At 42.3% G+C, this 25,808-nt stretch carries 18 protein-coding genes; 9 read left to right on the forward strand and 9 right to left on the reverse strand.

All coding sequences use genetic code 11. The features are described 5' to 3' along the window. Positions 1-141 precede the first annotated feature (141 nt). Positions 142-1,059, reverse strand: a complete 918-nt coding sequence (locus tag V6252_RS03365) for a DMT family transporter (protein ID WP_341609276.1) — start codon at positions 1,057-1,059, stop codon at positions 142-144. Between the two features lie 323 nt (positions 1,060-1,382). Here V6252_RS03365 and V6252_RS03370 point away from each other — a divergent pair, with 323 nt between their 5' ends. Next, on the forward strand, positions 1,383-2,066 hold the full coding sequence (locus V6252_RS03370; RefSeq protein ID WP_341609277.1) for a DUF421 domain-containing protein: 684 nt from the start codon (positions 1,383-1,385) through the stop codon (positions 2,064-2,066). A 130-nt stretch (positions 2,067-2,196) separates the two neighbouring features. Here V6252_RS03370 and creD read toward each other — a convergent pair whose 3' ends face one another. The 4 genes from creD to pnuC form a co-directional block, all read right to left on the reverse strand. After that, complete coding sequence (gene creD / locus V6252_RS03375; protein WP_341609278.1) at positions 2,197-3,831, reverse strand: cell envelope integrity protein CreD; 1,635 nt, start codon at positions 3,829-3,831, stop codon at positions 2,197-2,199. Positions 3,832-4,000: 169 nt separating this feature from the next. Beyond that, complete coding sequence (locus V6252_RS03380; RefSeq protein WP_102093027.1) at positions 4,001-4,525, reverse strand: TIGR00645 family protein; 525 nt, start codon at positions 4,523-4,525, stop codon at positions 4,001-4,003. A 61-nt stretch (positions 4,526-4,586) separates the two neighbouring features. Then, positions 4,587-5,174: an ATP-binding protein gene (locus V6252_RS03385; RefSeq protein WP_341609279.1), complete on the reverse strand. Its 588-nt coding sequence runs from the start codon at positions 5,172-5,174 to the stop codon at positions 4,587-4,589. Next, complete coding sequence (gene pnuC, locus V6252_RS03390; RefSeq protein WP_341609280.1) at positions 5,146-5,856, reverse strand: nicotinamide riboside transporter PnuC; 711 nt, start codon at positions 5,854-5,856, stop codon at positions 5,146-5,148. The genes V6252_RS03385 and pnuC overlap by 29 nt, the downstream gene beginning before the upstream one ends. A gap of 295 nt (positions 5,857-6,151) precedes the next feature. Here pnuC and V6252_RS03395 point away from each other — a divergent pair, with 295 nt between their 5' ends. The 6 genes from V6252_RS03395 (at position 6,152) to V6252_RS03420 (ending at position 14,743) form a co-directional block, all read left to right on the forward strand. Then, positions 6,152-7,297: a beta-ketoacyl-ACP synthase III gene (locus V6252_RS03395; RefSeq protein ID WP_057760302.1), complete on the forward strand. Its 1,146-nt coding sequence runs from the start codon at positions 6,152-6,154 to the stop codon at positions 7,295-7,297. 234 nt (positions 7,298-7,531) lie between these two features. Further along, complete coding sequence (prfA, locus tag V6252_RS03400) at positions 7,532-8,623, forward strand: peptide chain release factor 1 (RefSeq protein WP_057760300.1); 1,092 nt, start codon at positions 7,532-7,534, stop codon at positions 8,621-8,623. Between the two features lie 130 nt (positions 8,624-8,753). Continuing rightward, entirely contained in the window at positions 8,754-10,292 is a 1,539-nt protein-coding gene (gene lysS, locus V6252_RS03405; protein WP_341609281.1) for a lysine--tRNA ligase, read from the forward strand. Between the two features lie 115 nt (positions 10,293-10,407). After that, the gene (locus V6252_RS03410; RefSeq protein WP_341609282.1) at positions 10,408-11,670 is read left to right on the forward strand and encodes a hypothetical protein; all 1,263 of its coding nucleotides are present in this window, start codon (positions 10,408-10,410) and stop codon (positions 11,668-11,670) included. Positions 11,671-11,739: 69 nt separating this feature from the next. Then, the gene (gene dnaX / locus V6252_RS03415) at positions 11,740-13,611 is read left to right on the forward strand and encodes a DNA polymerase III subunit gamma/tau (protein ID WP_341609283.1); all 1,872 of its coding nucleotides are present in this window, start codon (positions 11,740-11,742) and stop codon (positions 13,609-13,611) included. Positions 13,612-13,843: 232 nt separating this feature from the next. Next, positions 13,844-14,743, forward strand: coding sequence for a LysR family transcriptional regulator (locus V6252_RS03420; protein ID WP_057760292.1), 900 nt, complete (start codon positions 13,844-13,846; stop codon positions 14,741-14,743). Between the two features lie 106 nt (positions 14,744-14,849). Here V6252_RS03420 and V6252_RS03425 read toward each other — a convergent pair whose 3' ends face one another. Together V6252_RS03425 and V6252_RS03430 are read right to left on the reverse strand one after the other, a co-directional pair. Then, entirely contained in the window at positions 14,850-16,031 is a 1,182-nt protein-coding gene (locus V6252_RS03425; protein WP_341609284.1) for an aspartate aminotransferase family protein, read from the reverse strand. 40 nt (positions 16,032-16,071) lie between these two features. Next, positions 16,072-16,263, reverse strand: coding sequence for a DNA gyrase inhibitor YacG (locus V6252_RS03430; RefSeq protein ID WP_057760289.1), 192 nt, complete (start codon positions 16,261-16,263; stop codon positions 16,072-16,074). A 189-nt stretch (positions 16,264-16,452) separates the two neighbouring features. Here V6252_RS03430 and V6252_RS03435 point away from each other — a divergent pair, with 189 nt between their 5' ends. Further along, a complete protein-coding gene (locus V6252_RS03435) occupies positions 16,453-17,127 on the forward strand; it encodes an SAM-dependent methyltransferase (RefSeq protein ID WP_341609285.1) in 675 nt (224 codons plus the stop codon). Positions 17,128-17,261: 134 nt separating this feature from the next. Here V6252_RS03435 and V6252_RS03440 read toward each other — a convergent pair whose 3' ends face one another. Both V6252_RS03440 and purD read right to left on the reverse strand, forming a co-directional pair. After that, entirely contained in the window at positions 17,262-18,656 is a 1,395-nt protein-coding gene (locus tag V6252_RS03440) for an ABC1 kinase family protein (protein ID WP_191113630.1), read from the reverse strand. Between the two features lie 449 nt (positions 18,657-19,105). Next, a complete protein-coding gene (gene purD / locus V6252_RS03445) occupies positions 19,106-20,422 on the reverse strand; it encodes a phosphoribosylamine--glycine ligase (RefSeq protein ID WP_341609433.1) in 1,317 nt (438 codons plus the stop codon). Positions 20,423-20,880: 458 nt separating this feature from the next. On the opposite strand from purD, the gene V6252_RS03450 reads away from it, so the two are divergent. Further along, positions 20,881-25,728, forward strand: a complete 4,848-nt coding sequence (locus V6252_RS03450; RefSeq protein WP_341609286.1) for an NAD-glutamate dehydrogenase — start codon at positions 20,881-20,883, stop codon at positions 25,726-25,728. Positions 25,729-25,808 lie beyond the last annotated feature (80 nt).

The raw sequence follows: 25,808 nt of genomic DNA on the forward strand, positions 1-25,808 counted from the left end.
AGCAATATTAAAATAATAACTCATATACTCAAACGCCCCGATTTATAAGAGTCGGGGCATTTTTTTATGTTGTCCGGTAACGTAATTAGTTAGAACCTTTTCTGAGCAGATTATTAATGATAAATTACTAATAGTCTTAATTTATACTGGTACTTTTTTATTTAAGGTAAATACCAAGACCGCGCCCAAAATGACTGTACTTGCAACTATAAATGGAACAGTCAGCTGTTCAGACAAAAATATCACACCTAGCAACGCAGCAATCACAGGGACACATAGCTGAACGATAGCGGCTTGTGTGTTTTTCAATAGTGGCATCGCTGTATACCAGATACTATAGCCCAACCCTGAGGCGATCGCTCCTGATGCACAGGCGAGTAGTACACCTTCAATGGTAATACCATCCAAATTGATATTCTTTAAGCCCATATCGTCTAAATACGTCATACCTACCAGTAGTAGTATAGGCACAGCGACTAAGCTACGCACAAAGTTAAACCCTGTCGCTCGAAGCGGTGAGACACATGATTTGCCGCGTATACTATATACTCCCCAAGCTACGCCGCTCATAGCCATTAACGTTGCCGCCAATGGTGATGGTATGGCGGCTGAGGGCAACATCAAATACACGAATCCTGCGACTGCAACGGCAAATGCTAACCATTGTAGTGCGCTGAGCTGTTCTTTTTTATAGATACCCCAGCCAATCATCGTCAGCTGAACCGCTGAAAATAAAATCAATGCACCAGTGCCAGTATCCAGCTCTACATACGCAATTGAAAAGCACAGCGCATAAATCACCAAGCTGAGACTACTTAACCAACTGCCTTTATCACTTAATATAGCGTGAGCAGCAGCGCTGTCATGATTAGACGTTTGGCGTCGCAGTCTGTAAGCATGTATAGCCATGATAATGCCTAGACAAGCTGTCGCACTCACTAGCCTGATAACTGTAAAACTCCAAGCATCGATGTAGCCTTCCGCCAATGCCATTCGGCAAAACAGGGAGTTTGCGGCAAAGGCGATTAAAGCAATAATGGTATAAATAGTGGCTTTCAAAAGTAATTCCTACAATGAATAAATGACACAAAACAGGCAAGCATAGGATTTCAGTTTTAGGTCTCGAGATACGTTGTTATAACGAACGCTTATTTCTTAGCAAAGATAATAGATTGATAACTGATTAATCTATTCGATAGCTGTCTCACAAGACAGGATATTTTGTCGTACTTATGGCAAAAAGTCTCTTTTAAATCAGAATAACGATAGTTGTATTGACGATAAGGTCTAAAAATAGGGATGATGTGCTTCGCGTCAAACGAACTATTAGAACAACACTCATTAAACACAATAAATCAGATAAATAAATAGGAAAAGATAGTATGGATTGGGCAAGTATTTTTATTTATGACACAACTTGGTTGTTTGCCGTAGAAATTTTAATACGTGTCACTGTAATGTTTGTATTAATTATCACATTTTTACGCTTCACTGGTAAGCGCGGCGTTCGTCAGCTCTCTATTTTCGAGCTAACCATTATTTTATCGCTAGGCTCTATTGCAGGTGACCCTATGTTCACCGAAGACCTGCCTATTATCCAAGCGGTACTCATCATGGGTACGGTCATTTCACTTTATAGGCTGTGTACTTGGGCGATGATGAAATTCCAGCCTTTTGAGGACCTGCTAGAGGGGCGCTCAATGTATATTGTAGAAGATGGCATGTTGGTACTTGATAAGATTAAACAGGGGGAAATGTCACACGATGAGTTTTTTGCTGAAATGCGCCAACAAGGGGTTGAGCATTTAGGACAAGTTCGTGTCGGTTTGCTCGAAGCTGATGGCAATTTTAGTATCTTGTTGCACACCTCTGAAAAGACAGACTACGGTATGCCACTTTTCCCTAAGCAATATCGACCGGTCGAGCAAGTGGAAGCAGGGGTTTATTATGCTTGTATGTATTGCGGTTACGTCGATGAAATCTCTGACCCTAATCAGTGTTGCCCGCGCTGCGAGGATAATTGCAATAATTGGGCTAAAGCGTTAAACAATCATATCGTCAAATAATATTACTACTTAGCTGCCTTAGCTCAGTTGATAAGCTAAGGCAGCCAAGTTTTTTCAAATTATTAGATAAAAACTTTTCATTTACTGACAGTTATCTGACTTGCTTCATACAGCGCATGGCTTTCATCGTTTATGTCACTTTATACCAGTCAAGTTTGCGAGTCATCACCATCACGCAGGCAAGTATCACAAAGCAGAATATCGCACCTAGTAATAGATTGAGATCTTCTGTACTTAAAATACCGAAAAACGCAGCGTATAGCCCAGCAAGTGTCGCAGTAAAGATTACTGCCCGTTTGAAACCGCCGAATACATAGTAGCTATACCAACCGATAAGCCCAACACAAGCACTGGCCGCTACCATATAGGCTTGCCAAAATGCGATTTGTTCTGCAAGTGGTAGTAATAAGACATAAAAGACAAATAGTGCGCAGCTGACGAGCAGATACTGAATAGGGTGGATACGACTTGATTTGAGCACTTCAAATAAAAAGAAAGTACCAAACGATACCAAAATTAATAACAAGGCGTACTTCATGGCTCGTTCAGTTTGTAGATAGACATCATTTGAGCTTGCAAAACTAACGCCAAAGCTGTTTAGCAGAACACTTTGATTGCTACCAACTACTGCTGCACTGTCTGTCGTCAAACCTCTTGATGCCTCAAACGAATCAGGATTGTACGAATGACTATCGGTATTGAGCGTTGATTCACTTATGACAGTACATTGATGGTTAGGTGTGCTGAGACATTGAGAGAGGTACTGATTGTTTGCAACGGTTAAATACTGATTTTGCCAACTGGCATCAAATCCTTTAGCGGTAATGCTCTTGGTATTTGGTAATGCTTTACCGATGAAGTTTGGAGTCTGCCAGTCACTGTGCATAGATAGAGTAAAGTTCTGCCCAGTTGGGACAGTCGTTATATTACTAATACCAGCTAATGGCAAGTCGATCACAATATTCAGCGCTTGATTGTCTTTAGGATTAGATAACTGGCTATTTACCTCTGATTTATCTAGATCTGCATCTACTGAACCTGTAATAATAAAGCTATCTTTATTATGCTGGCTAGTAGGATTGATTAATTGCTCCAATATACCTTTAGGTATATCTTTAGGTATATCTTTAGGTATATCTACTTCGACATAGGTTAAGTTCTCTATCATTGGTATCTGCGGATAGTTTGCTGCAATTGATTTTTGATTAATTGTGACAGTAGGCAAGGTAGCGACACCGCGTAAGTCAGACACGGGAATGATAAGTTTTGCCTTGTTCCAGTGGGTAATGGTTTTGGCTAGTTGTGTCTTATCTGTATCATCGTCAATTGTAGTGCCAATCTGATCTAATTTTTCTAAAGACTCTACAAACGTATAACTCTGATCGAATGTCAGCTGACCATCATAGCTAGTAGCACTATAGATACCACGTTTATAAGTGTCTGTATTTACTTTCAGGTTCTGTACTGCCTGTGTCTGAGTGGCAAATATCGTCTCAATCTTCGAGTATGACGGTTCGCATTTGCCCTTTATATTTGGTGTATCAGATGCATTTGACTGACATGCCGGTGTGACTGTCGTGGGAATAGCGATAAATGGGTTAATGACTTCTTGTGGATTGACATGCTGCTCGGTGATTTCTTTTATCACTGACTCTGCGTAGTATTGCCTCTCGTATATAATATCGCTAATCATAGTGAGACCAATCGAAAAAACGATACACAGTCCTATAATAATGGATAACTTAGTCAATAATGTTTTTTGCATGTAGTCGCCTCCTAAGTGTCTTTAATCCACAGCTGCCGAGATAGCAGACTGTGGCTTTAAAAGACATCATAGAGAGGGCATGAAGAGAAAATGTGCAGGAAATATGGAATAACTGTGAAAGGGTAAAAGTTGATATTTTCGGATAATTATTTTTCGATTATTAATGTGTTTAATGCTTTTTCGTGTCGCCAACGACTTTATCCATGATAGCGAATAACAAGCCAGACAATACAAAGGTCATATGAATAATAACCTTCCACATGAGTTTGTCGGCATCAAGTTCACTCATTCCGCTAGATATATCCATAAAGGATTTTAAAAGGTCAATCGCTGAGATAGCAACGATCGCTCCGATGACTTTGAGCTTTAGACCAGAAAAGTCCACTTTGCCCATCCAGCTAGGACGATCATCATGGGTACCAGTATCGATTTTTGAGACAAAAATCTCATAGCCACTGAATATAATGATAAGCAGTAAACTAGCAACCAGAGAGATATCAACCAATACCAATATATCTACAATCACACTGGCTTCAGAGGCCGTCAGAATGTCAGCGAACATGTGCCATAGCTTTTGGACAAACTTAATAAATAATAAAATAATGCCTAGCACTAATCCTAGATAAAAGGGTGCCAGTATCCAACGGCTATTAAATATGGTTTTTTCTAAATAAAGCTCAAACTTCTTTAGCATGGGTATCTCTTAAGTCTTAAAGAATAAATAACGTTGATTATGGGTATGGTTCATTTTAGCTTTAGTCAGGCGATATTTTATCTATATTAGCGAGCTTCGCTACTACTTGCTGGACGCGTTCTTTTCTATTGCCACTAATACGCTGAAATGATTTCTGATGCTTGCTTAATTGACTGGCGAAGTAGTCGCTTATCTCATTGCGTTGGTGTGGACTGTCTCGCAGGTTATCAGCCACCCAAGGCGTATTAACATCAGTCAATAATATCAAATCATAGTGATGCGCCAACGCTGCTTGCTCAAGGGCCGTAGGGCAGTCGCCATAATACCAATAAGAATAAACCATCAGCTCAAACAAACTGGTATCGCAAAACAAATAATGACTGGCATTAGACGACTGAGCGACCTGTTTGGCTAAGGTATTCTCTAGTGTAATCTGTCCCTGTGCGATAGGGAGCAGATCTTCCCACGTACAAGTCAGCTGTTCGTCATCCCATTTTGCCTGTAAGTAGGTACGCATATATTCTGACACCCAAGGAGTATCAAAATGCGCGGCCAAATCACGACATAAGGTCGTCTTACCCGTACTTTCTGCCCCTAAAACCGCGACGTTGATGACAGATTTAGGCGTATGCTGCTCGAGGTTGTACACGGTAGCGTCGTTGCCATTCATAGTATGCCCAGATTGCGATAAGAGTGAAGACTACATATTGTAGCGCGGTAAAAGTAAAACCTTTATAGAAGTATAGCGGTACCGATATCGCATCAGCGATGATCCATAATATCCAATGCTCAATCTTGCGTCGTGCCATGAGCCACATTGCCATCAAAAATAAAGCCGTAGTGAGCATGTCGGTATAATCGACCCAAGTAAATAGATGGATTCCAAGTACCGCACCATCGAAACTAAAGCCATTATTAATCACGGGACGGAAATAATAAACCAATCCTACAAAAGCTATCGTTCCCGCTGCCAAAGCAGAAAGTATAGGGATGTCACCTGCATGCAAATGCTCAATGCGAACATTATTGGTATCTGACTGCTTATGCTCAACAGACTGGTTTTTCTTGTTCTTTGACCAGTTAATCCAGCCATACAAGCTCATCACGGTATAGTAAGCATTAATGAACATATCGCCAAACAGCTGCCACTTCCACAGTAGGTACACAAATATAGCAGTGCTGACCAGACCAATAGGGAAGACTAAAATATTGGTTTTGCTGGCGAGTAAGACACTTGCTACGCCGAAGACAACGGCAATCAGTTCAAGAATGATAAATATCGTAGAGTAGTCAGCGTATTGACCAAATAACCAGTTGAGAAGTTCTGCCATTAGCATTCCTAAGTATGAGCGTGTATCAATGTTTTGAATAATTAAGATAGTTCGACGAATAGTACAAAATAAATGATGCCAATTATAACGTAGCTACCGAAAAAGGACGGCAGTCTTTGCTAATTTATGGCAAGAAACAGATTATTTGTAACAAAGTATTAGAAAAATTATAATATTCAGGCATAATAAACACACTGATTTTAAGTTTACAGTTATTCACTGAATTTGAATGGCTATTATTTTTCCACTTTTATGCTTATTCCAAGCACCACAGTAGTAGACAAGGAAGCTTATCATGACGACTTGTATCACAGGCACTGGTCTTTATATCCCACCTTACAGCATTAGTAACGAAGAGCTAGTTGAGTCATTTAACCAGTATGTTGAAAACTATAATACCGAACATGCTGAAGAGATAGCTGCAGAGACAGTGACGGCACTTGAGCCTTCTTCAGCTGCCTTCATCGAAAAAGTATCTGGTATCAAATCACGTTATGTGATGGAAAAAGAAGGTATCTTAAATACTGAAATCATGGCGCCAGTTATCCCTTACCGCAACTTGGGCGAAGAGTTGTCAGTCATGGCCGAAATGGGTGCAGCAGCACTTAGAGACGCTTTGGCTGATGCTGGACTTGAGGCCAACGACTTAGATGGTATCATCCTTGCTTGCTCAAACTTCCAACGTACTTATCCTGCGGTTGCCATCGAAATCCAAAACGAAATTGGTATGATTGGCGGCTTTGCTTATGATATGAACGTTGCGTGTAGTGCGGCGACGTTTGGTCTGTCACAAGCACACGGTTCTATCATCTCTGGTTTGGCCAAGCGTATTGCTGTGGTCAACGTTGAAATTACCTCAGCGCATCTAAACTGGCGCAACCGTGACAGCCACTTTATCTTCGGTGATGTAGCGACCGCTTCTATCGTTGAAGAATTAGATACGCCAAAAGGTTATGAGATTTTAAACTCTAAGCTATTTACTCAGTTTTCGACCAACATCAAAAACGAATATGGCTTTATGGATCGTTCAGAGTACCTAGCGGCACAGACTGAAATGTATCCAGATATCAAAGCACCGGTCACTGATAAGCTGTTTTTGCAAAATGGTCGCAAAGTATTCCGTGAAGTCTGTCCAAAAGTGTCAGAGATCATCACTGAGCACTTGCAAGAAAACGACATCCCAACATCTGATGTTAAAATGATGTGGTTGCATCAAGCCAATGCCAATATGTTGGATTTGATTCTGCGTACCGTGGTTGGTAAAGATGCCGATAAGTCGATTGCACCGAGTGTTATTGCTGAATTTGCCAATACCAGCTCAGCGAGTCCTATGATTGTATTCCATCGCCACAAAGACGACTTAGTATCAGGCGATTTGGGTGTTATTTGCTCATTTGGTGCAGGTTACTCTATTGGTTCGGTCTTAGTTCGCAAGGTCTAATACTTTAACTACCTGTCCTGATGAAAATAGCTAAGAGTCTTCTTAGCTATTTTTTTGTCTGTTGTTTTTGCTATTGAAATTAAGCTGTGACATCTAAATATAAACAGAGATGTTTGAGAAGATAACGTCGAGATTACCGACAATATCAACAAGAATGATTAGAGGTTTTAATTTACCCCAAAAAATTTGCTATAATCACGGGCTTATTCCTCTTATCCAATTAAAAGTCCTTTTATGAAAGAATCCTTACGCCTGCGTTTAGACCAGATGGTAGACCGTTATGAAGAGGTCACCGCTTTATTATCAGATCCTAGTGTCATCAGTGATAATAACAAGTTCCGTGAGTTGTCTGTTGAGCACAGCGACTTGATGGAGATCACGACGCTGTGGCAAAACTACGTGGGTGCAGAAACGGATCAGGCTGATGCAGAAGCGATGCTAGCCGATGCAACAGATCCTGACATGAAAGAGATGATGATCGATGAGATTGAGAGTGCGCGTGATACCATCGTAGAGATGGAAGAAGCGCTTAATCTGATGATGCTACCTAAAGATCCTAACGATAAAGTACCAGCGTTTTTGGAGATTCGTGCCGGGACAGGCGGCGATGAAGCAGCGATTTTCTCTGGTGATTTGTTCCGTATGTACCAAAAGTACGCGCAGAGCCAGGGCTGGACACTAGAAGTGCTCTCTGCAAATGAAGGTGAGCATGGCGGTTATAAAGAAATCATCACTCGCGTATCTGGCAATAGTGTATATGGTCGCCTAAAGTTTGAATCGGGTGCTCACCGTGTACAGCGTGTCCCTGAGACCGAAAGCCAAGGTCGTGTTCACACGTCAGCTTGTACGGTCGCAGTCATGCCAGAAGTTGAGATTGATGATACCGTTGATATCAATCCTGCTGATATCAAGATGGATACTTTCCGCTCAAGCGGTGCTGGTGGTCAGCACGTGAACACAACTGACTCTGCCGTACGTTTGACGCATATTCCAACGGGTACCGTGGTAGAGTGTCAGCAAGAGCGTAGCCAACACAAAAACCGTGCGCATGCTATGAAAATGTTGGTCTCTAAAATCCAACAAGCCAAAGTGCAAGCACAGGTCGATGTGGCGGACTCTATACGTCGTGACTTGGTCGGTAGTGGCGATCGCTCAGAGCGTATCCGTACCTATAATTTTCCACAAGGCCGTATGACCGATCATCGTATCAACCTTACCTTATACAAGCTCGACTCTATTATGGAAGGCGACTTGGATGAGATTCTTGATGCACTATTACGTGAGCATCAGGCTGATTTGATGGCCAGTATCGGTGGCAATGACTAGTAGCTAGTCTTTAAAAGCACCAACAGTTTTATCGTTTTTATCACCATGTCTGTTCTTATAATAATAAGTATTGATTTAATTTTTCTGTTTTCGTTTATCCATTTAATTACCTAAAAATATTGAGAGTGTTATGTCAAAGCACAATAATCAGAACCAAGATCAAACCCCAGTCGTAGAAGATGCTAACGAGCTAATCGCACAACTGCAAGCCAAGCTAGACGATATCAGTGCTTCAGGTAAACAGCCGTATCCTAATACGTTCAAACGCACTGATTATGCGCAAGACTTACAGACGGCTTTTGATGGTGTCTCAAAGCAGGAAATTGAAGAAAAAGCAGCGAATGGTGAAAAAACACAAGTAAACGTGGCAGGTCGAGTCATGCTCAACCGTGGTTCGTTTATCGTGATCCAAGATATGACAGGCCGTATTCAGCTATATGTAGCACGTAAAGAGCTTGATGAGGAGACGCGTGCGAGCATCAAATCACTAGATTTGGGTGACATCGTTGGTGTATCAGGCTATATCGGTCGCTCAGGTAAAGGCGATTTGTATGTGCATATTGAAGAAATTACGCTACTGACCAAATCATTACGTCCAATGCCAAACAAGTTCCATGGTTTGGCTGATGTAGAAGCGCGCTATCGCAATCGTCATCTTGATTTGATGACCAATGAGACGACTCGCAATACCTTTATGGTTCGTAGTCAGATCGTTAGTGGTATTCGTCAATTTATGCTTAATGAGCGTTTTATGGAAGTTGAAACGCCAATGATGCATCCGATACCAGGCGGCGCAGTAGCTCGTCCGTTTGAGACACATCATAATGCATTAGACATGCCTTTATACCTACGTATCGCGCCTGAGCTTTATCTTAAGCGTCTGGTCGTTGGCGGGTTTGAGCGCGTGTTTGAGATTAACCGTAGTTTCCGTAATGAAGGGGTTTCAACCCGCCATAACCCTGAATTCACTATGATTGAGTTCTATCAAGCATATGCTGATTATCATGACTTGATGGATTTGACTGAGCGTCTGTTTAATCAGTTAGCAATAGATGTGTTGGGCACAACGGAGCTTACTTATCAAGAAGAAGCCATTAGCCTAAAAGCACCATTTGCTCGTCTATCAATGTCTGATGCGATTGCAAAATATGCTGAAAACTTTGACATGGCGCGCATCAATGATCGTGAATACCTAGCAGAATATGCATCTACGACACTTAAGCAACAAGTCAAAGAGGTGTTTGGTGCGGGTAAACTACAAACGATTATCTTCGAAGAAACGGCTGAGCATCAATTACGTCAGCCAACGTTCATCACTGAATATCCTGCTGAGACATCACCACTAGCGCGCCGTAGTGATGACAATCCTGAGATTACTGATCGTTTTGAGCTGTTCGTTGGTGGTCGTGAGTTGGCTAATGGCTTTAGTGAGCTTAATGATCCAGCAGACCAAGCTGAGCGTTTCCGTGGTCAGGTTGCTGAAAAAGACGCTGGCGATGATGAAGCTATGCATTTCGATGAAGAGTATATCGAAGCATTGTCTTATGGTCTGCCACCGACAGCCGGTGAGGGTATTGGTATTGACCGTCTAGTAATGCTATTTACCGACTCTGCTAGTATCCGTGATGTGATCTTGTTCCCGCACATGCGCCGCAAACAAGACAGCTAAGGTGGATTTGCTTGCTGTAAATCCAAACTGATACTTAACTCAGCATAAAAAGCTTTTGCTCATTTTCACAGAATGGGTATAAGCTTTTTTGTGAAATATCGTTTATAGAGGTATTATGGATATTCAGCAAGCATCACATGCGCTTTGGCAAAAAATGATTCAGCAATGTTTTTTATCATTGTATGAGTTGCCTGATGACAAAATCACTGACTCTGATCATTTTCAGGGTTATGATTTTGTTTTTGAGTTTTCCGGCGCTACTATTTATTTGCTCGTCAATACGGTTGTGATGCAAGCGAATAGACAAGAAGTGGATAATGCTAGAGTTCGTGAGTGGAGAAAGGAAGTTGTTAACCAACTTATCAAACGCCACGCTCAGATTTATCAAAAAAACGACAGCCTAATTGTAAATAGAAGTGCCGCGACAACTGATAAAGCAGTTTATTTTATTGGCTTAACGTCATTGTCTATCAATCATCAAGATGATCAGTCGGGCCACTCATCTTATGCAGTTGGCTACGAATATGGCAGTCGGTTTTTTGCAGAAGACTGTGTTTTAGACTTAGATGATGAGCAAAGTATCCTACAAGTCTTTAGTCATCAAAACTTCGTTGATATCCTCAATCAGTTAGTGACGCCAAGTGATTTGACAACCTTTTTAGATTTTCATCGTCGTCAACTATCTAGCTTTGCATCATTTCAAAACGAATCGACATTGCTTAAACAGTTTCTACAATCACCTGACTTTCATCAAAGAGCGATTAGGGTGCAAGAGCAGCTAATCGATAACGAGTTAATTGAGCAAGTTGAATTACGCTTACTTAAAGCAGTAGAGCCGAATCAGACTGTGTTTGCCGATGCCTTAATGGCTGAGATGCAAAAAAATACTCGGATGTGGTTCAAGCTGTTTAACAGTGTTCTTGAGCGTTATTATGAAGCGAGTAGACCTTTACCAAATGAGCAGGTTGATATTTTGGTAGATGAGTCAATGTATACCTATGCGTGTCTAGTAGAAAAAATCTTAGCTTATAGAACCATGGATCAAGACTCGCGCTGGAATGGTTATGTCCGTCATGAGCATTCTTATCATGTATTTGGACGCCATTATCTCATGGTGTTTTATGCGCAAGACGATAGCAGTTCGCTGAGCGCAGAGAATGTTCGGCTCTCTTATAAGGATTTATTGTCAGATATTAATGTCCAGTTACAAGAGCCAGTAATGGACGATTTATTTTTACTGGGCGTAGAGTTTAGACCATGCGAAGGCAGTGTAAACACTGAGGTTTATCTGGATATATTTCATCAAGCAGGCTCATTGATTGATGAAAGCACTCAGCGCTTATATGATCGACTGGCCCAACTTCAAGCTCAGTTATAACCTAAACATAGTATGATTCATTAGTTTGACGCTTCCTTTATATTTGTATTATTTACATTGGCATTTCTTATGACGCAGCAATATCAAGTTTTAGCTCGCAAATACCGACCAAAAAACTTTCATGAGTTGATTGGGCAGACGCATGTGTCTCAAGCGCTGATTAATGCGATTGATTATAATCGTTTGCATCATGCCTATCTGTTTACAGGTACGCGCGGTGTGGGTAAGACAACGATTGCGCGTATTTTATCTAAATGCTTGAACTGTGATACAGGTATTACCAGTACCCCTTGCGGCGTATGTGATAACTGTGTTGCTATTGATCAGGGGCGTTTCATTGATCTTATCGAGATTGATGCTGCTTCTCGTACCAAGGTCGAAGACACGCGTGAGCTGTTAGACAACGTGCCTTATGCGCCAAGCCAAGGGCGTTACAAGGTCTATCTGATTGATGAAGTACATATGCTGTCTACGCACAGCTTTAACGCGTTACTTAAAACGCTAGAAGAGCCACCGGAGCATGTGAAGTTTTTATTAGCGACGACTGATCCACAAAAGCTGCCGATTACGATTATTTCGCGCTGCTTGCAGTTTGTACTACGCCCATTACCTCAAACGTTACTTAGCGAGCACTTGGCAAATATCTTGACCAAAGAGCAGGTTGGCTATACTCAGCCAGCGATTTGGCAATTGGCAAGTGCTGCTAAAGGTTCTGTGCGTGATGCGCTATCATTGACCGATCAAGCCATTGCTTTTGGTCAAGGCACATTGGATGATGCGACTGTCAATGCAATGCTTGGTCTTATTGACGCTGCTGATTTAGTACGTCTAATCACAGATATTTATAATCATGATAAGTCTGCTGTTGCTGCTCATATTGAGCAAATGCGTGCGCAAATGGTCGATGCGACTAGTATGTTTGACGGGCTTGCTGAGCTGTTGCATCAGTTGGCATTAACTCAGCTGTTACCTGAGGTCGCTCTTAATGTTAATGAGGCGCAAGCAAAAGACATTTATACGCTAGCTCAGCATATTAGCCCTGATGTCTTGCAGCTGTATTATGAGATTGTTGTGCAAGCCCGTGAAGGTGTTAAGCTTGCAAGTACGCCGATGCAAGCGCTTGAGATGTGCATCTTGCGTTTATTGGCGTTTCGTCCATTACCAGTCGATGAAGTCTTGAGCAATACTTATGATAGTAATGGGTCTGCTACCAAAGTACCAGCTATAGAACCAGTTTCTTCTACATCAGCCTCAGATGCTATTGCACATGAAGCGTCAGCACCACCGCCAGAACTTTATAATGTTGATTATCAGACTTCAAGTCACGATGAGTTGCAAAGTGGTATTGATGATAATGACAATTTAGCACAGTCAGTTAATAGTGCTATGCCTGAACCAGTTGTTGAGCCTGAACCAGTTGTTGAGCCTGAACCAGTTGTTGAGCCTGAACCAGTTGTTGAGCCTGGCGCAAATGATTCTCAGTTAACAGCACACCCTGATGAAGACCCACGCACATTGCTGCGTTGTCCACCTCAAGAACTGACAGGCGAGTGGAACCCAGAAAAGTGGGATTACTGGTTGCAAACTGCTCGTGAAAGCGAGGTGTTAGCACAAGATGAGCTAGCACTAGCACGGCAAGGTACAATGACTGGTCAATGCAATGGCAAAGCCACGTTTTTGACCAGTGTTGATAGTAAGCATTTGCAAGTCACTTTTCAGCAATTGGCAGCTAAGCTACAACAGCAATTTACTCAAGCTGACATTGACTTGAAAATTGATAGTAGTATCATGCAGACCGAAGATAAAACCCCAGAGCGCCGACAGAAAAAACGTTTAGAGCAAGCGAAAATCGTTGCTGAAACGAAATTACTAAAAACACCAGTAATGCAGTATTTAACTGAACGCGGTGAGGGGAAAATGGGTAAAGTACAGCTGTATTGAGATTTGGAGCATTAATTGCTCAAAATATCTAAAAGTATATTTATATATTGAACGTAGTTTTATATTAAATATCAAGGTGATAGCAATATATCACCTTGATATTTTTGTTTTTATTACGGGTCAAAATATATTTATCAAACAAGAGAGAACCATTTGATAACGATAAGATGAGTGCAAAGTCGTTATAATGGTTAAGTTATATTAAAAACTGAAATGACGTTTAGGTGAGAATATGTTGGATAATTTACGCGGTATGGCTGTGTTCGCCAGTGTGGTCGGACATGGCTCTTTTAGTGGCTCAGCACGTGAGCTAGGTATTACAACCAGTGCAGTTAGTCAGCAAATTCGTTCGTTAGAGAACGAGCTTGGGGTGGTATTGCTACATCGCTCAACTCGTAAGCTAAGCTTAACAGAGGCTGGTGAGAGCTTTTATGAAGCGGCAAAAGATGTCGTCAGTGCAGCGGAGCAAGGGCGTATTAAAGTCAATCAATTGCGTGATGAGCTAGCAGGTAGTTTGCGTGTATCGACGACTCCTGAGCTCGGTGTTAATCACATATTGCCTGCACTCTCTACTTGGATGGCGGCACATGATGATCTAAGTGTCACCTATCTAGCTGATAATCATTATATTGATATGATTGATGAGCGTATTGATATTGCTATTCGCATGAGCCCATCGATTAATGATTCTAGTTTGAGCAGTCATCCATTGACTGATGTGCGCCAACTACTGGTTGCTTCACCTCAGTATCTACGTCAGCATAGTAAGCTAAATACGCCTAAAGATTTGGCTGAGCATCAATTAATCTGTATTGAAATCATGAAAGATGCCAATCAGATTGATATGATTCAGACTGAAACTGGTAAAAAAACGCGTGTCAAAATGAACTCACGTATCTATACCAATAACGTATTCATGGCAACAACGTTGGCCAAAGAAGGTCACGGTTTGGTTAGAATGTTAGAAATGGATGTCAAAAAAGAGCTTGAGAGCGGTGAGTTGGTAGAAGTGTTGACTGGCTATCAGTTACCAAGCTTTGTGCTATATGCGGTCACTTTAAATCGCGACCAACAGCCAGCTAAAATCACTCGTTGCCTAGAAGTACTGAAGAAATACTTCCATGCGAATTAAGTGTTGTTCTCACTACGCACGAAACGTTTTTAGTTAGCAAAAAGCCTATAGATAATGAATCATCTATAGGCTTTTTTATTGTCTATTATTAACGTTGAAGCATGCTTTAAAATGATGGCTTCAATAGGTTGATTAAACGCTCAGCGACTTGTGTGCTTTCATCACGGCTCATGTTAAGTGGTGGTAGTAAACGTACAACATGACCACCCGTCACATTGATGATTAGCTTTTGCTCATCACGGGCACGATCTACCAGTTGGCTACAATCCATATCTTCAGGTAGCGCGATACCAATCATCATACCTGCACCGCGACTACTAACGCCATGTTGGCCAAATGTATCAACGATACTTTCTCTGATGAATAAACCCTCAGTCACTGCGTTTTCCATGATATTACTATTTGCTAATACGTCATACACGCTATGTACCACACGGCTGGCCAATGGCGTACCACCATAAGTAGAGCCATGGCTACCAGCACCAAACAGACCATTGGCACGGCCACGTACCATGCACGCACCAACTGGGAAACCATTACCTAGGCCTTTGGCTGTTGTCAACACATCAGGACGAGCGTTACTGTGTTGATAAGCAAAGTATTTACCCGTACGGCCATTACCTGTTTGTACTTCATCTAGCATAAATAGCCAGTTATGAGCCTCACATTCTGCTTGCAACTCTTCAAGATAGGTGAAGCCATTGGCGGCAGTATTCAGGCCGCCTTCACCTTGGATCGGCTCTACAAAAATAGCGCAGATATCATCATGTTCTTGAGCGGCTTGTTTAACGGCAGCGATATCGCCAAATGGCACACGAATAAAGTCTTCATCTAGTGTATAAAATCCTTCGCGCGCTTTTGGATTTGCAGTAGCTGACAAAGATAATAACGTACGACCATGGAACGATTGCTCCATCACGATGACTTTTGGACGTTTAAAACCTTGCTTGTACGCGTATAAACGTGCCAGTTTTAATGCAGCTTCATTGGCTTCGGCGCCGCTATTGGCAAAAAACACACTGTCCATTTGGGCGGCGGTACATAGTATCTCTCCAGCACGCTCTTGCCAATCAATGCCAAACAAGTTACTTGTATGAATTAACGTACCTGCTTGCTGCTGAATCGCGTCAGTGACTTGTGGATGACAGTGTCCTAAGCCGCATACCGCGATACCAGTTAAGGCATCTAAGTAAGGCGTGTCATCTTTGGTATAGAGCCAACTGCCTGCACCGCGTGTAAAGCTGATTGGTTGACGATTATAAGTGGGCATCAGGTAAGTAGCAGACATGTAAAGCATCCTTGGTATAATAATTGAGTAAGAGTGTGGGTTATAGCTCGTCAGAAAAAGGCGTGGTTTCTGCAGGTAAGGTGTAATCTTCGTTTGCCCAAGCACCTAAGTCGATCAGCTTGCAGCGACTGCTACAAAACGGCTTATATTTATTGTCTTGCCAGGCAGTCTGGGTGCCGCAACGTGGACAAGGGTAGGTCTTTGGGGGCGTATTTGCAGTAGAGTCAGTCATAAGAAAAGAGCAATGTCCTAAATGTTATTAGTATCGGTTGCATATGGCACGAGCATAAAACGCATCCGTCATTTAAATTACGATGAAACGAGGCGTACTTACTGTCGCTGTATTACTATTCAATTGGATTGACTATATAATAGCATGGGGCCGAATAATGACAAAAGACAAATGCTTTAAGGATAGTAGATGACCGACAATATTGATCTCACGCATCAGCAAGAGCGTGCCTTTCAACCACAAAAACTGTCAGCACCGCGTGACTTTATTATTCCAAATATCATTAATGACAATAAAAATGAAAAACCGTTGATGCTAGAGATTGGGGCAGGGAAGGGTAAGCATGCACTTAGCTTTGCCGCACAAAATCCTGATAAGCATCTGATAGCCATTGAACGCACGCGTAATAAATTTGAAGCGTTCTCAAAATTAGCCACTCTACAAAATCTATCAAACCTAGACGCGATTCATGCGGATGCGATTGCATGGACAGTGCATGCCATTAAACCAAACAGCTTGGCTAAAATCTTCATTCTTTATCCCAATCCTGAACAGCACAATCCAAATCAGCAATGGCTGAATATGCCTTTTTTTGAGTTTCTATTATCACGCTTGCAAGTGGGTGGAGAAGTGATATTAGTGACCAATATTGAATCCTATATGGACAATGCAGAACACCAAGCAACTAAAGTATGGTGTCTACCATCAACACGTTCTCGAGTACCAGTGACCAGTCAGCGCACTCATTTCGAAGTGAAATATCTTGCACGACAAGAAGTGTGTTGGGAGCTAAGTATTCGTAAGCCAAAATGGTATAAAACAAGATTTGATGATTGGCAGGTAAGTGCTATAAGCGAAAAATAATAGCCTAAGTAAATATAGGGCTTATGTCAGTGATACACAGTAAAGTTAGTAATATTAGATATAAAATAGCCTAAGCAGATAGAATAAAAACATTAAAAAGCCGTCACTAAAGGACGGCTTAAAATTTGCACGGTTTATAAATAAGGTTTTACGAGGCTATTAGAGTTGGTATGCGCATCTAAAACAGTCAGAAAAGTATATGCACCGATAAACTTACGGCTGATAAACATAAATTCTTTTGGTGGTAGATTAAATTCAAAAGATTGCATTGCACGTGTGGCCGTAGTGGATAGGCGTGAATGTAGTTTACTGTTGGCCCAAATATAGCGATTCTGTTCATCTAAACATTCGCTAGGGATATTAGTGTTTTTCTCAGGGTCACTAAAAGGCTCGGTAGCAAGTAAAAATAACGAGGCAATATCCGAACGTACTTTATTACTCATGCTATCGAAAAAGTCGTATCCTTTCATAGCAATGCTCATTGCTTGCTGATCATGGCGATATCCCGCGCGTAGTAGACCACGAGCAATCGTTAATAAGTTACCATCAAACTGACGAATCGCTCCAAAATCTAGCAAAACCAATCTATCGATATCTTCTTCGTTTTCGCTCACACGCACTAAATAATTACCAAAGTTGGGATCTGTCTGCATTTCACCCCATACAAAAATCTCTTGCATCATGATTTCAATGGCCGCTTGACCAATGGCATTGCGGCGTTCATGAGGTAATAGCTGCAATGCTTCTGAAACCACAGTGATACCTGGCTCGTATGACATGCATAGTAGACGCTTTTTAGAATAAGTGCGATTAATCTTAGGCACGATATAGCGGGGATCATCGATTAAACGCTCGTAAAAACGTTCTGTCGTAGCCGCTTCCGCTTCATAATCAACTTCGTGATGGAGTAGGTCACGTATTTCCTCAAACCAAGCATCGAGTGCGCGTGTTTGGGGGACGATATTACTTACTTTTAACAATCGTTTGAACAAGGCAAGATCAGAGTTGATAGCATCTGCCACACCCGGATACTGAATTTTTAACACAACTTGTTCGCCAGTGGCGAGCACGGTCGCACGATGAACTTGGGCAAGAGAAGCAGTTCCAATGGGGACAGGATCAATGTCTAGCTCGTTTAATTTATTGCCCAGTAACTGGCGTAATGTTTGCTCAATCGTCGGCCAAGTCAATGTTGCTGTATCATCATTAAGAGTTTGCAAAGCGCGTGTGATCTCTGGCGGCAATATATGCTCACCATAAATCGCTAGCATTTGACCAATCTTGACGACCGAACCTTTCAATTTACCCAGCTCTGATGCCAGATAATTTGCCTGCGTTTCCATAAACGCCTGATTACGTGCAGTACGTGCTTCTTTGTTTAAGAACATACCAGACACGCTATTACCCGCCCAACGACGACCAATATTCAAAGAAGTTTTTGCAATCGACATACGACGATCAAACCCTGAGGTTTTTAGGCTATCGATTGACTGCTTGTTGCTAAAAGGTTTAGACGTATCATTTGCCATAAGTATAATCATTCATCCAATTGGTATTGATTTGCGGGTTCGAAACCTACAATACAAGGGAGACGTGATGCACAGGTACAAAATTGTATCATATAAAGCGCGTTGGTTTTATGAGCCTGAGCTGGCCATTGATAGTTACTTTGTAAGCTAATATCTAGCAGTAACTATTGATAAATAGGTGCTTACTAATTTGAGTATGATTCATAAATAGCTAGAATTTTTTAGCAAGTTCACTGGTTATTAAAACTTAGAAAAATCTATTTATAACCAATAGATTAGTATTAAAAAGATACTAAAAAATAAGACCTAGCATGATGCTAGGTCAAATAGTGATGTAGAGCTATAAAATATAAAAATACTATTAATCAAACACATTGAGCGAAACTTTCGCATTATCTAAAATATTGCCTGAGGCGTTACTCCATATGTCTCTTGGGATGCCTTAACTGCTAAGCGTTTTCGCGAGTGATGGCATGGTGACCAATATCACGGCGGTACTGAGCACCATCAAAACTGATAGCAGCGGTGACTGCTAATGCTGCTTGCTGAGCATCAGAAATACTATCTGCTAGCGCAGTTACACATAAGACGCGCCCACCGTTTGTAATGACTTCTTTATCATTATCGTTAGAAAATGCCGTGCCAGCATGGAAAACTTTCACAGCATTGTCGTTGTTAGGATCTAGTTCTGGCAAGCCAGCAATCACATCACCTTTAGATGAAGTTTCAGGGTAGCCTTTTGATGCGACAACGATACCTAGAGCAGGGCGCGCATCCCATTTTGCTTCACTAGGTAATTGACCTGCCAAACCTTGTGCGACCAAATCGACCATTGATGACTGCAAACGCATTAAGATAGGCTGCGTTTCTGGATCACCAAAACGGCAGTTAAATTCGATGACATACGGGTCGCCTGCCTTATCAATCATAAGACCAGCGTATAAGAATCCAGTATAAGGATGGCCTGCGTTTTTCATGGCCTCGACTACTGGTTGAATCACTTGCTGCATGACTTTGTTATGAACATCGCTGGTAACAACTGGAGCAGGGGAGTAAGCACCCATACCGCCAGTGTTTGGACCAGTATCGCCTTCAAAAGCACGTTTGTGATCTTGGCTAGTTGCCATTGGCAAGATGTTATCACCATCAATCATGCAGATAAAGCTGGCTTCTTCACCCTGTAAGAACTGCTCAATAACCACGCGGCTGCCAGCATCACCAAACTTATTGTCTGCTAACATATCGTCGATAGCTTCATGTGCTTGTTCGATCGTTTCAGCAACGATAACGCCTTTACCTGCAGCAAGACCATCTGCTTTAATAACGATAGGCGCGCCTTGCTCATCGACATAGGCTTTTGCAGCGACTGCGTCTGTAAAACCTTGATAAGCAGCGGTTGGAATATTGTTTTGCTCCATGAACTCTTTAGCAAAAGTTTTTGAGCCTTCTAACTGTGCACAGTACGCTGTTGGGCCCCATGCTTTGATACCTGCTTCACGACAAGCATCAACAATACCCGTGACCAAAGGCGCTTCTGGACCAACAATTACCATGTCGATATCATTATTTTGACAAAACGCGATAACAGCACTATGCTCGCCTGCGTCAGCGTCGGTAGACTCTAGCGTAACGTTTTGGCATTTAGGCTCAAGGGCGGTGCCAGCATTGCCAGGAGCGATGTAGACATTTTTTACATTGTCATCTTTTGCACATTGCCATGCCAATGCGTGTTCGCGACCACCTGAGCCAACCACCAAAATATTCATCATACCTTTTGCCCTTAGCATTAAAGTTAATAGTGAGCGAGTCGTACGCTCTTAAATATGTTGGCATATTCTAACAAAAAAACGCCTTCAATTACCATGAGTATCCGCCTGCCAGCACCGAATCATCCATATCGATGTCCAAAACCGCATTGTCTCATTAGTAAAGGTTATCGACACATCGCTGATTCATGAAATGATGTTGTACACTTTAGCTCGCGCCTTATGTGCGTTACACTTCACTATATTGGTAGTATTAAATTCTGATGGCTACATATTAATAAAAAATAAGAGCAAAAAAGGAGAAAATTTCTAACTGTTATAAAAATAAAATAAGTCGCGTGAATGGAAATACTGCACCGTTGCACCAATGATGAATATGCAGTAACAGTAGTCAATCTAAATCGATAAACTTAAATGAATAAATGTTAAACCAAATCTATAAAAAAAGGACGCAGGAAATGCCAAACTCCCTCAGTATCGCAAAAGAGCGCATTAGCCAGATAAGCGATATTGCTACCAGTTATGTACAAAAAGACAAATCACTATTTGATCATTTTATTCATAGCTATTATCAACCGCTGCATCAAGAAACTGCAGAGGCGATTAGTAATGCTGACTTGGCGGGCATGGCGCTACATCACTTTACACTACTCAAAGCTTACGACGGCAGCAAGCCGCAGCTGACAGTACTAAACCCAGCAGCAGAAGAGCAGCACTTTCACAGCTCGCACACTGTCATTCAAATCGCAGCTTATGATAGACCATTCTTAGTTGATACGATTTTGATGAGCCTAGAAGCTGAAGGTATCGATGTTCATCGTACTTACAACATCATTATCAGTGTTGAGCGTGATGACAATGGTGATATTACGCATATCGAAGGCGCACATGAAAGTGCCACCTCACATATGTCATTGATTCATTGCGAAATTGCTTACCAAGACAACGAAGACTTGGAAGCACTTCAACAGATGCTTATGTCAAAAATTGACACGCTTGATACAGTCGTTGGCGACTGGAAACAGATGCGTGCGCAGTTAAACGACATCAAAACTGAGCTTTCGACGAAGCCGCTACCAGAAGTATTCTACTCACAACAAGAAATCCAAGCATTTTTAGATTGGATCTTAGACGATCACTTTATATTCTTAGGATATCGTGAATACCGCTTGGAAGGTGGTCAGTCTATCGAAGTGACTTCTGAGCCGACCGATTTGGATTTATTCGCAATAGGTAACAGTGGCCTTGGTCTATTACGTGGTTCTGAAAAAGACAAGCTATCAGAAAGCTTTAGCCAATTGCCTAGAGGCTTAAAGCAATTGTTGACTGAGCCCCGCGTGTTAATGCTGTCTAAATCAAGCCGTGTATCACCTGTGCATCGTTCAGTATATATGGATTTTTTGGGCATTCATAAGTTCGATGATAACGGTAACCTAATTGGTGAATACCGCTTTATCGGTTTGCTAACGTCACAAGCCTATCAACTGACTGTACAGCAAATACCGCTATTGCGCGAAAAAGCCAATAAGATTATGGCAATGGCAGACTTGCCACGTGACGGTCATGCCCATCATAAGATGATGCATGTGATTAATACCTTGCCACGTGATGATTTGTTCCAAGCCAGCGTCGAAGAGCTATATCCAATTGTTTCGGGCATTACTCAACTACAAGATAAAAAGAGCTTACGTCTATTTAGCCGTATCGACCATTATCAGCGTTTTGTTTCGTGCTTGGTCTATATCCCACGTGATAAGTTCAATACCGAGCTACGTATCAAAGTACAAAACGTCCTAAAAGACGCCTATAACGGTATGTCTTCAGGATTTACCACTGAGTTCAATGAATCTGCGCATGCTCGTGTACACGTCCACGTACGTACCGTGCCTGGTCAAGTAAATGATGTCAATATCGCCACACTTGAAGCCAAATTATCAGCACTCATGCAATCATGGGATGATAATTATCAAAAAATGCTCCTCGACAATGTAGGCGAGCAACAAGCCAATGCTTTAAATCGTCGTTTCTTGAACTATATTCCTGCTGCCTACCAAGAGCGTTTTGATGCTCGTACTGCAGTTGAAGACACTAAGCGTTTGGCGGGACTAACCGCAGAGCAACCGATGCTTTGGCACTTATACCAGTCGACAGGCGATGCACGTAATCAGCTCCATCTAAAACTGTACGGTCGCGAACAGCCGGTTATCTTGTCAAAAGTATTACCAATACTTGAAAACTTTGGTGTGTCAGTTATCTCAGCACAGACTTATGAGTTTGACTTACCAGAGCAACCTATCTGGATGCAAGAGTATGAGCTGACCTTAGAGCATGTCGATACGGTCAATATGCAAGTCGTGCGTGGTCAGTTCGAAGATAGCCTCAAGCAAATCTGGGCAGGTCGCGTTGAAAGCGATTCATTTAATGAATTGGTATTAACGACCAAGCTCGATACTTATGATGTCGTCGTATTGCGTGCATTGTCTCGCTACATGCTGCAAGCACGTGCGCCATTCTCGAGTGCTTATATTCAGCAAACTGTGGTCAAAAACAGCGATATCAGTGTCGCGTTAGGTAGTTTGTTTGACGCACGTATGAATCCTAAGTATAGCGAAGAAGAACGTCAAGAAAAGGCTGCTACCATTCAAGAGCAAATCACCGCTGCGTTAGCAGATGTCGATAGCCTAGACGAAGATCGTATCTTGCGCTGGTACTTAGATTTGATTAATGCGATGGTACGTACCAACTTCTATCAAGTGGATAGTGATGGTCAGCGCAAAGATCGTCTGTCATTTAAATTCTTGGCAGCAGACATTCCAAACTTGCCTAAACCAAAGCCAATGTTTGAGATATTTGTGTATTCACCACGCGTCGAAGCTGTTCATTTACGTGGCGGCAAAGTCGCTCGCGGTGGTCTGCGCTGGTCAGATCGTATGGAAGATTTCCGTACTGAAGTACTTGGCCTTGTCAAAGCGCAGATGGTCAAAAACGCAGTAATCGTCCCTGTAGGTTCTAAAGGCGGATTTATTGTAAAAACCAAGAGCATGGCTGATGGCCGTGAGGCATTCCAAGCAGAAGGTATCGCTTGTTATCAGACATTCTTACGCGGCATGCTTGATGTCACAGACAATATTGTAGATGGTAACATTGTCCCGCCAGCCAACACGGTACGCCATGATGAGGACGACCCGTACTTAGTTGTTGCAGCAGACAAAGGCACAGCTACTTTCTCTGACATAGCCAATGCGTTAGCAGCAGAGTACAACTTCTGGCTAGATGATGCCTTTGCATCAGGTGGCTCAGTAGGTTATGACCATAAAGCAATGGGTATTACAGCGCGCGGTGGTTGGGAGTCGGTCAAACGTCACTTCCGTATGCGCGGTATGGACATTCAAAATCGTGATGACTTTACCGTTGTCGGTATTGGTGACATGAGTGGGGATGTATTCGGTAATGGCATGTTGCTATCAACGCATACTAAGCTCGTTGCTGCCTTTAACCATTTGCATATCTTTATTGATCCTAATCCAGATACGGCGGCCTCGTACGCTGAGCGCGCACGCTTATTTGAATTACCACGCTCCTCATGGGCAGATTATGAAGCATCATTGATCAGTCAAGGTGGTGGTATATTCTCACGCCAAGACAAAACCATTGCTATCAGTCCTGAGATGAAATCGCTCTTTGATATCAGTGAAGATAGCCTTGCACCGAATGATTTGATCAGTGCGTTACTACGTGCGCCTGTCGATCTTATCTGGAATGGTGGTATCGGTACTTATGTCAAAAGTGCAAACGAAACGCATGCGGATGTTGGCGATCGTGCAAATGATTCGCTACGTATTGATGGTAATGAGCTACGTGCAGCCGTCGTTGGTGAAGGGGGTAACTTAGGTCTAACCCAACAAGGTCGTATCGAGTACGCTCAAACGGGCGGACGTATCTATACAGATGCAATCGACAACTCAGGCGGTGTTAATTGCTCGGACCATGAAGTTAATATCAAAATCCTACTTGGCAAAGTGGTCGAGCAAGGAGACATGACACTGAAGCAACGTAATGAGCTGCTTGAGAGTATGACTGACACCGTAGCAGAATTGGTACTACGTCAAAACTATTTGCAACCACAAGCGATTGAGCTAAGCCATATCCGTGCAGCAGCTAATTTGAGTGATCATCAACGCTTTATTCAGATGCTAGAGAGTGAAGGGCGTCTGGATCGTGCGATTGAGTATCTACCATCGGATGAAGAGATTGCGAAGCGCCAAAAAGCGGATACTGGTCTGACCAACCCTGAGCTAGCAGTGGTCTTGGCTTATGGCAAGATGTGGGTTTATGATAATCTACTACTATCTGATTTACCAGATGATCCGTACTTTATCAATGAGCTACGTAAGTACTTCCCAGATGAGCTTGCGTCACGCTTCTTTGACGAGATGACTGAACACCGTTTGCATCGCGAGATTATCAGTACTTACTTGACCAACAGTGTAGTCAACCGCTTAGGTATTGAAGCGCTATTCCGTCTCTTTGAAGAAACCGATCAATCACTAGCTACTATCGTACGTGGTTATGCGATTAGCCGTGATGTATTCAACGTATCGCGCGCTTGGAAAGCACTTGAAGCCCTAGACAATCAAGTTGAGGCGACGTTACTGCTGAACCTTGAGCTACGTCTACGTGATTCACTTGAGCGCGGTGTGGTTTGGTTTATCAATGCCTTCGGTCAAAACTTGCAAGTCGCTGATATGATTAGCCGCTTCAGTGAAAGCGTTGAAAAACTGACTAAGCCAAGTGGTTTTATCGAGCAGCAATTTGCCCAATATCTGCAAGAAGATACCAAGCGCTTGATGCAAAAAGAGCTGTCTGATAATGACGCTACGCTATTTGCGATGCTACCGTATCATGTCGATGCGCTTGATGCTGCATTGCTGGCTGAGCAATACGAGCGTCCTGTTGATGAGATTGCAACTTTATACTTTGAAGCTTATCAAGTGTTGCAATTAGACTGGATGATGGAAAATATTGCCAGCCTACCACAGCAAGATTATTGGGATCGTCGTGCACGTCATGCGTTAGTGAACGAGCTGTCACGCAGCTTGCGCCTATTGATGGATGCGGTACTCTCAAAACCAGATGCTAAGCAAGCATTTAGTGAATGGAGAGCAAGACACGTCGATCAGCTTGCAGCAGTCACCACAGAGATGAATAAGTTGGATGAGCTGCACAGCAACGACGAAGAAGGTCAAATCGGTCTTTCAACGTTGTCCGTATTGATGAGTGAGCTTAGTGGTTTAGTTACTAAGTAATGAAGTAATATCACTCCTAAACTGTCGCACAAAAAAACCACCGTTCTTAATGTTCGGTGGTTTTTTATTGTCCAAAAGAA

It is taken from the genome of Psychrobacter proteolyticus, from assembly GCF_038155145.1.
Classification (GTDB): Bacteria; Pseudomonadota; Gammaproteobacteria; order Pseudomonadales; family Moraxellaceae; genus Psychrobacter; species Psychrobacter proteolyticus_B.

Coding starts and splice junctions, on each gene's coding strand:
- V6252_RS03370 (WP_341609277.1), top strand. CDS start 1,383: ATGGATTGGGCAAGTATTTTTATTTATGACACAACTTGGTTGTTTGCC.
- creD (WP_341609278.1), bottom strand. CDS start 3,831: ATGCAAAAAACATTATTGACTAAGTTATCCATTATTATAGGACTGTGT.
- V6252_RS03380 (WP_102093027.1), bottom strand. CDS start 4,525: ATGCTAAAGAAGTTTGAGCTTTATTTAGAAAAAACCATATTTAATAGC.
- pnuC (WP_341609280.1), bottom strand. CDS start 5,856: ATGGCAGAACTTCTCAACTGGTTATTTGGTCAATACGCTGACTACTCT.
- V6252_RS03395 (WP_057760302.1), top strand. CDS start 6,152: ATGACGACTTGTATCACAGGCACTGGTCTTTATATCCCACCTTACAGC.
- prfA (WP_057760300.1), top strand. CDS start 7,532: ATGAAAGAATCCTTACGCCTGCGTTTAGACCAGATGGTAGACCGTTAT.
- lysS (WP_341609281.1), top strand. CDS start 8,754: ATGTCAAAGCACAATAATCAGAACCAAGATCAAACCCCAGTCGTAGAA.
- V6252_RS03410 (WP_341609282.1), top strand. CDS start 10,408: ATGGATATTCAGCAAGCATCACATGCGCTTTGGCAAAAAATGATTCAG.
- dnaX (WP_341609283.1), top strand. CDS start 11,740: ATGACGCAGCAATATCAAGTTTTAGCTCGCAAATACCGACCAAAAAAC.
- V6252_RS03420 (WP_057760292.1), top strand. CDS start 13,844: ATGTTGGATAATTTACGCGGTATGGCTGTGTTCGCCAGTGTGGTCGGA.
- V6252_RS03425 (WP_341609284.1), bottom strand. CDS start 16,031: ATGTCTGCTACTTACCTGATGCCCACTTATAATCGTCAACCAATCAGC.
- V6252_RS03430 (WP_057760289.1), bottom strand. CDS start 16,263: ATGACTGACTCTACTGCAAATACGCCCCCAAAGACCTACCCTTGTCCA.
- V6252_RS03435 (WP_341609285.1), top strand. CDS start 16,453: ATGACCGACAATATTGATCTCACGCATCAGCAAGAGCGTGCCTTTCAA.
- V6252_RS03440 (WP_191113630.1), bottom strand. CDS start 18,656: ATGGCAAATGATACGTCTAAACCTTTTAGCAACAAGCAGTCAATCGAT.
- purD (WP_341609433.1), bottom strand. CDS start 20,422: ATGAATATTTTGGTGGTTGGCTCAGGTGGTCGCGAACACGCATTGGCA.
- V6252_RS03450 (WP_341609286.1), top strand. CDS start 20,881: ATGCCAAACTCCCTCAGTATCGCAAAAGAGCGCATTAGCCAGATAAGC.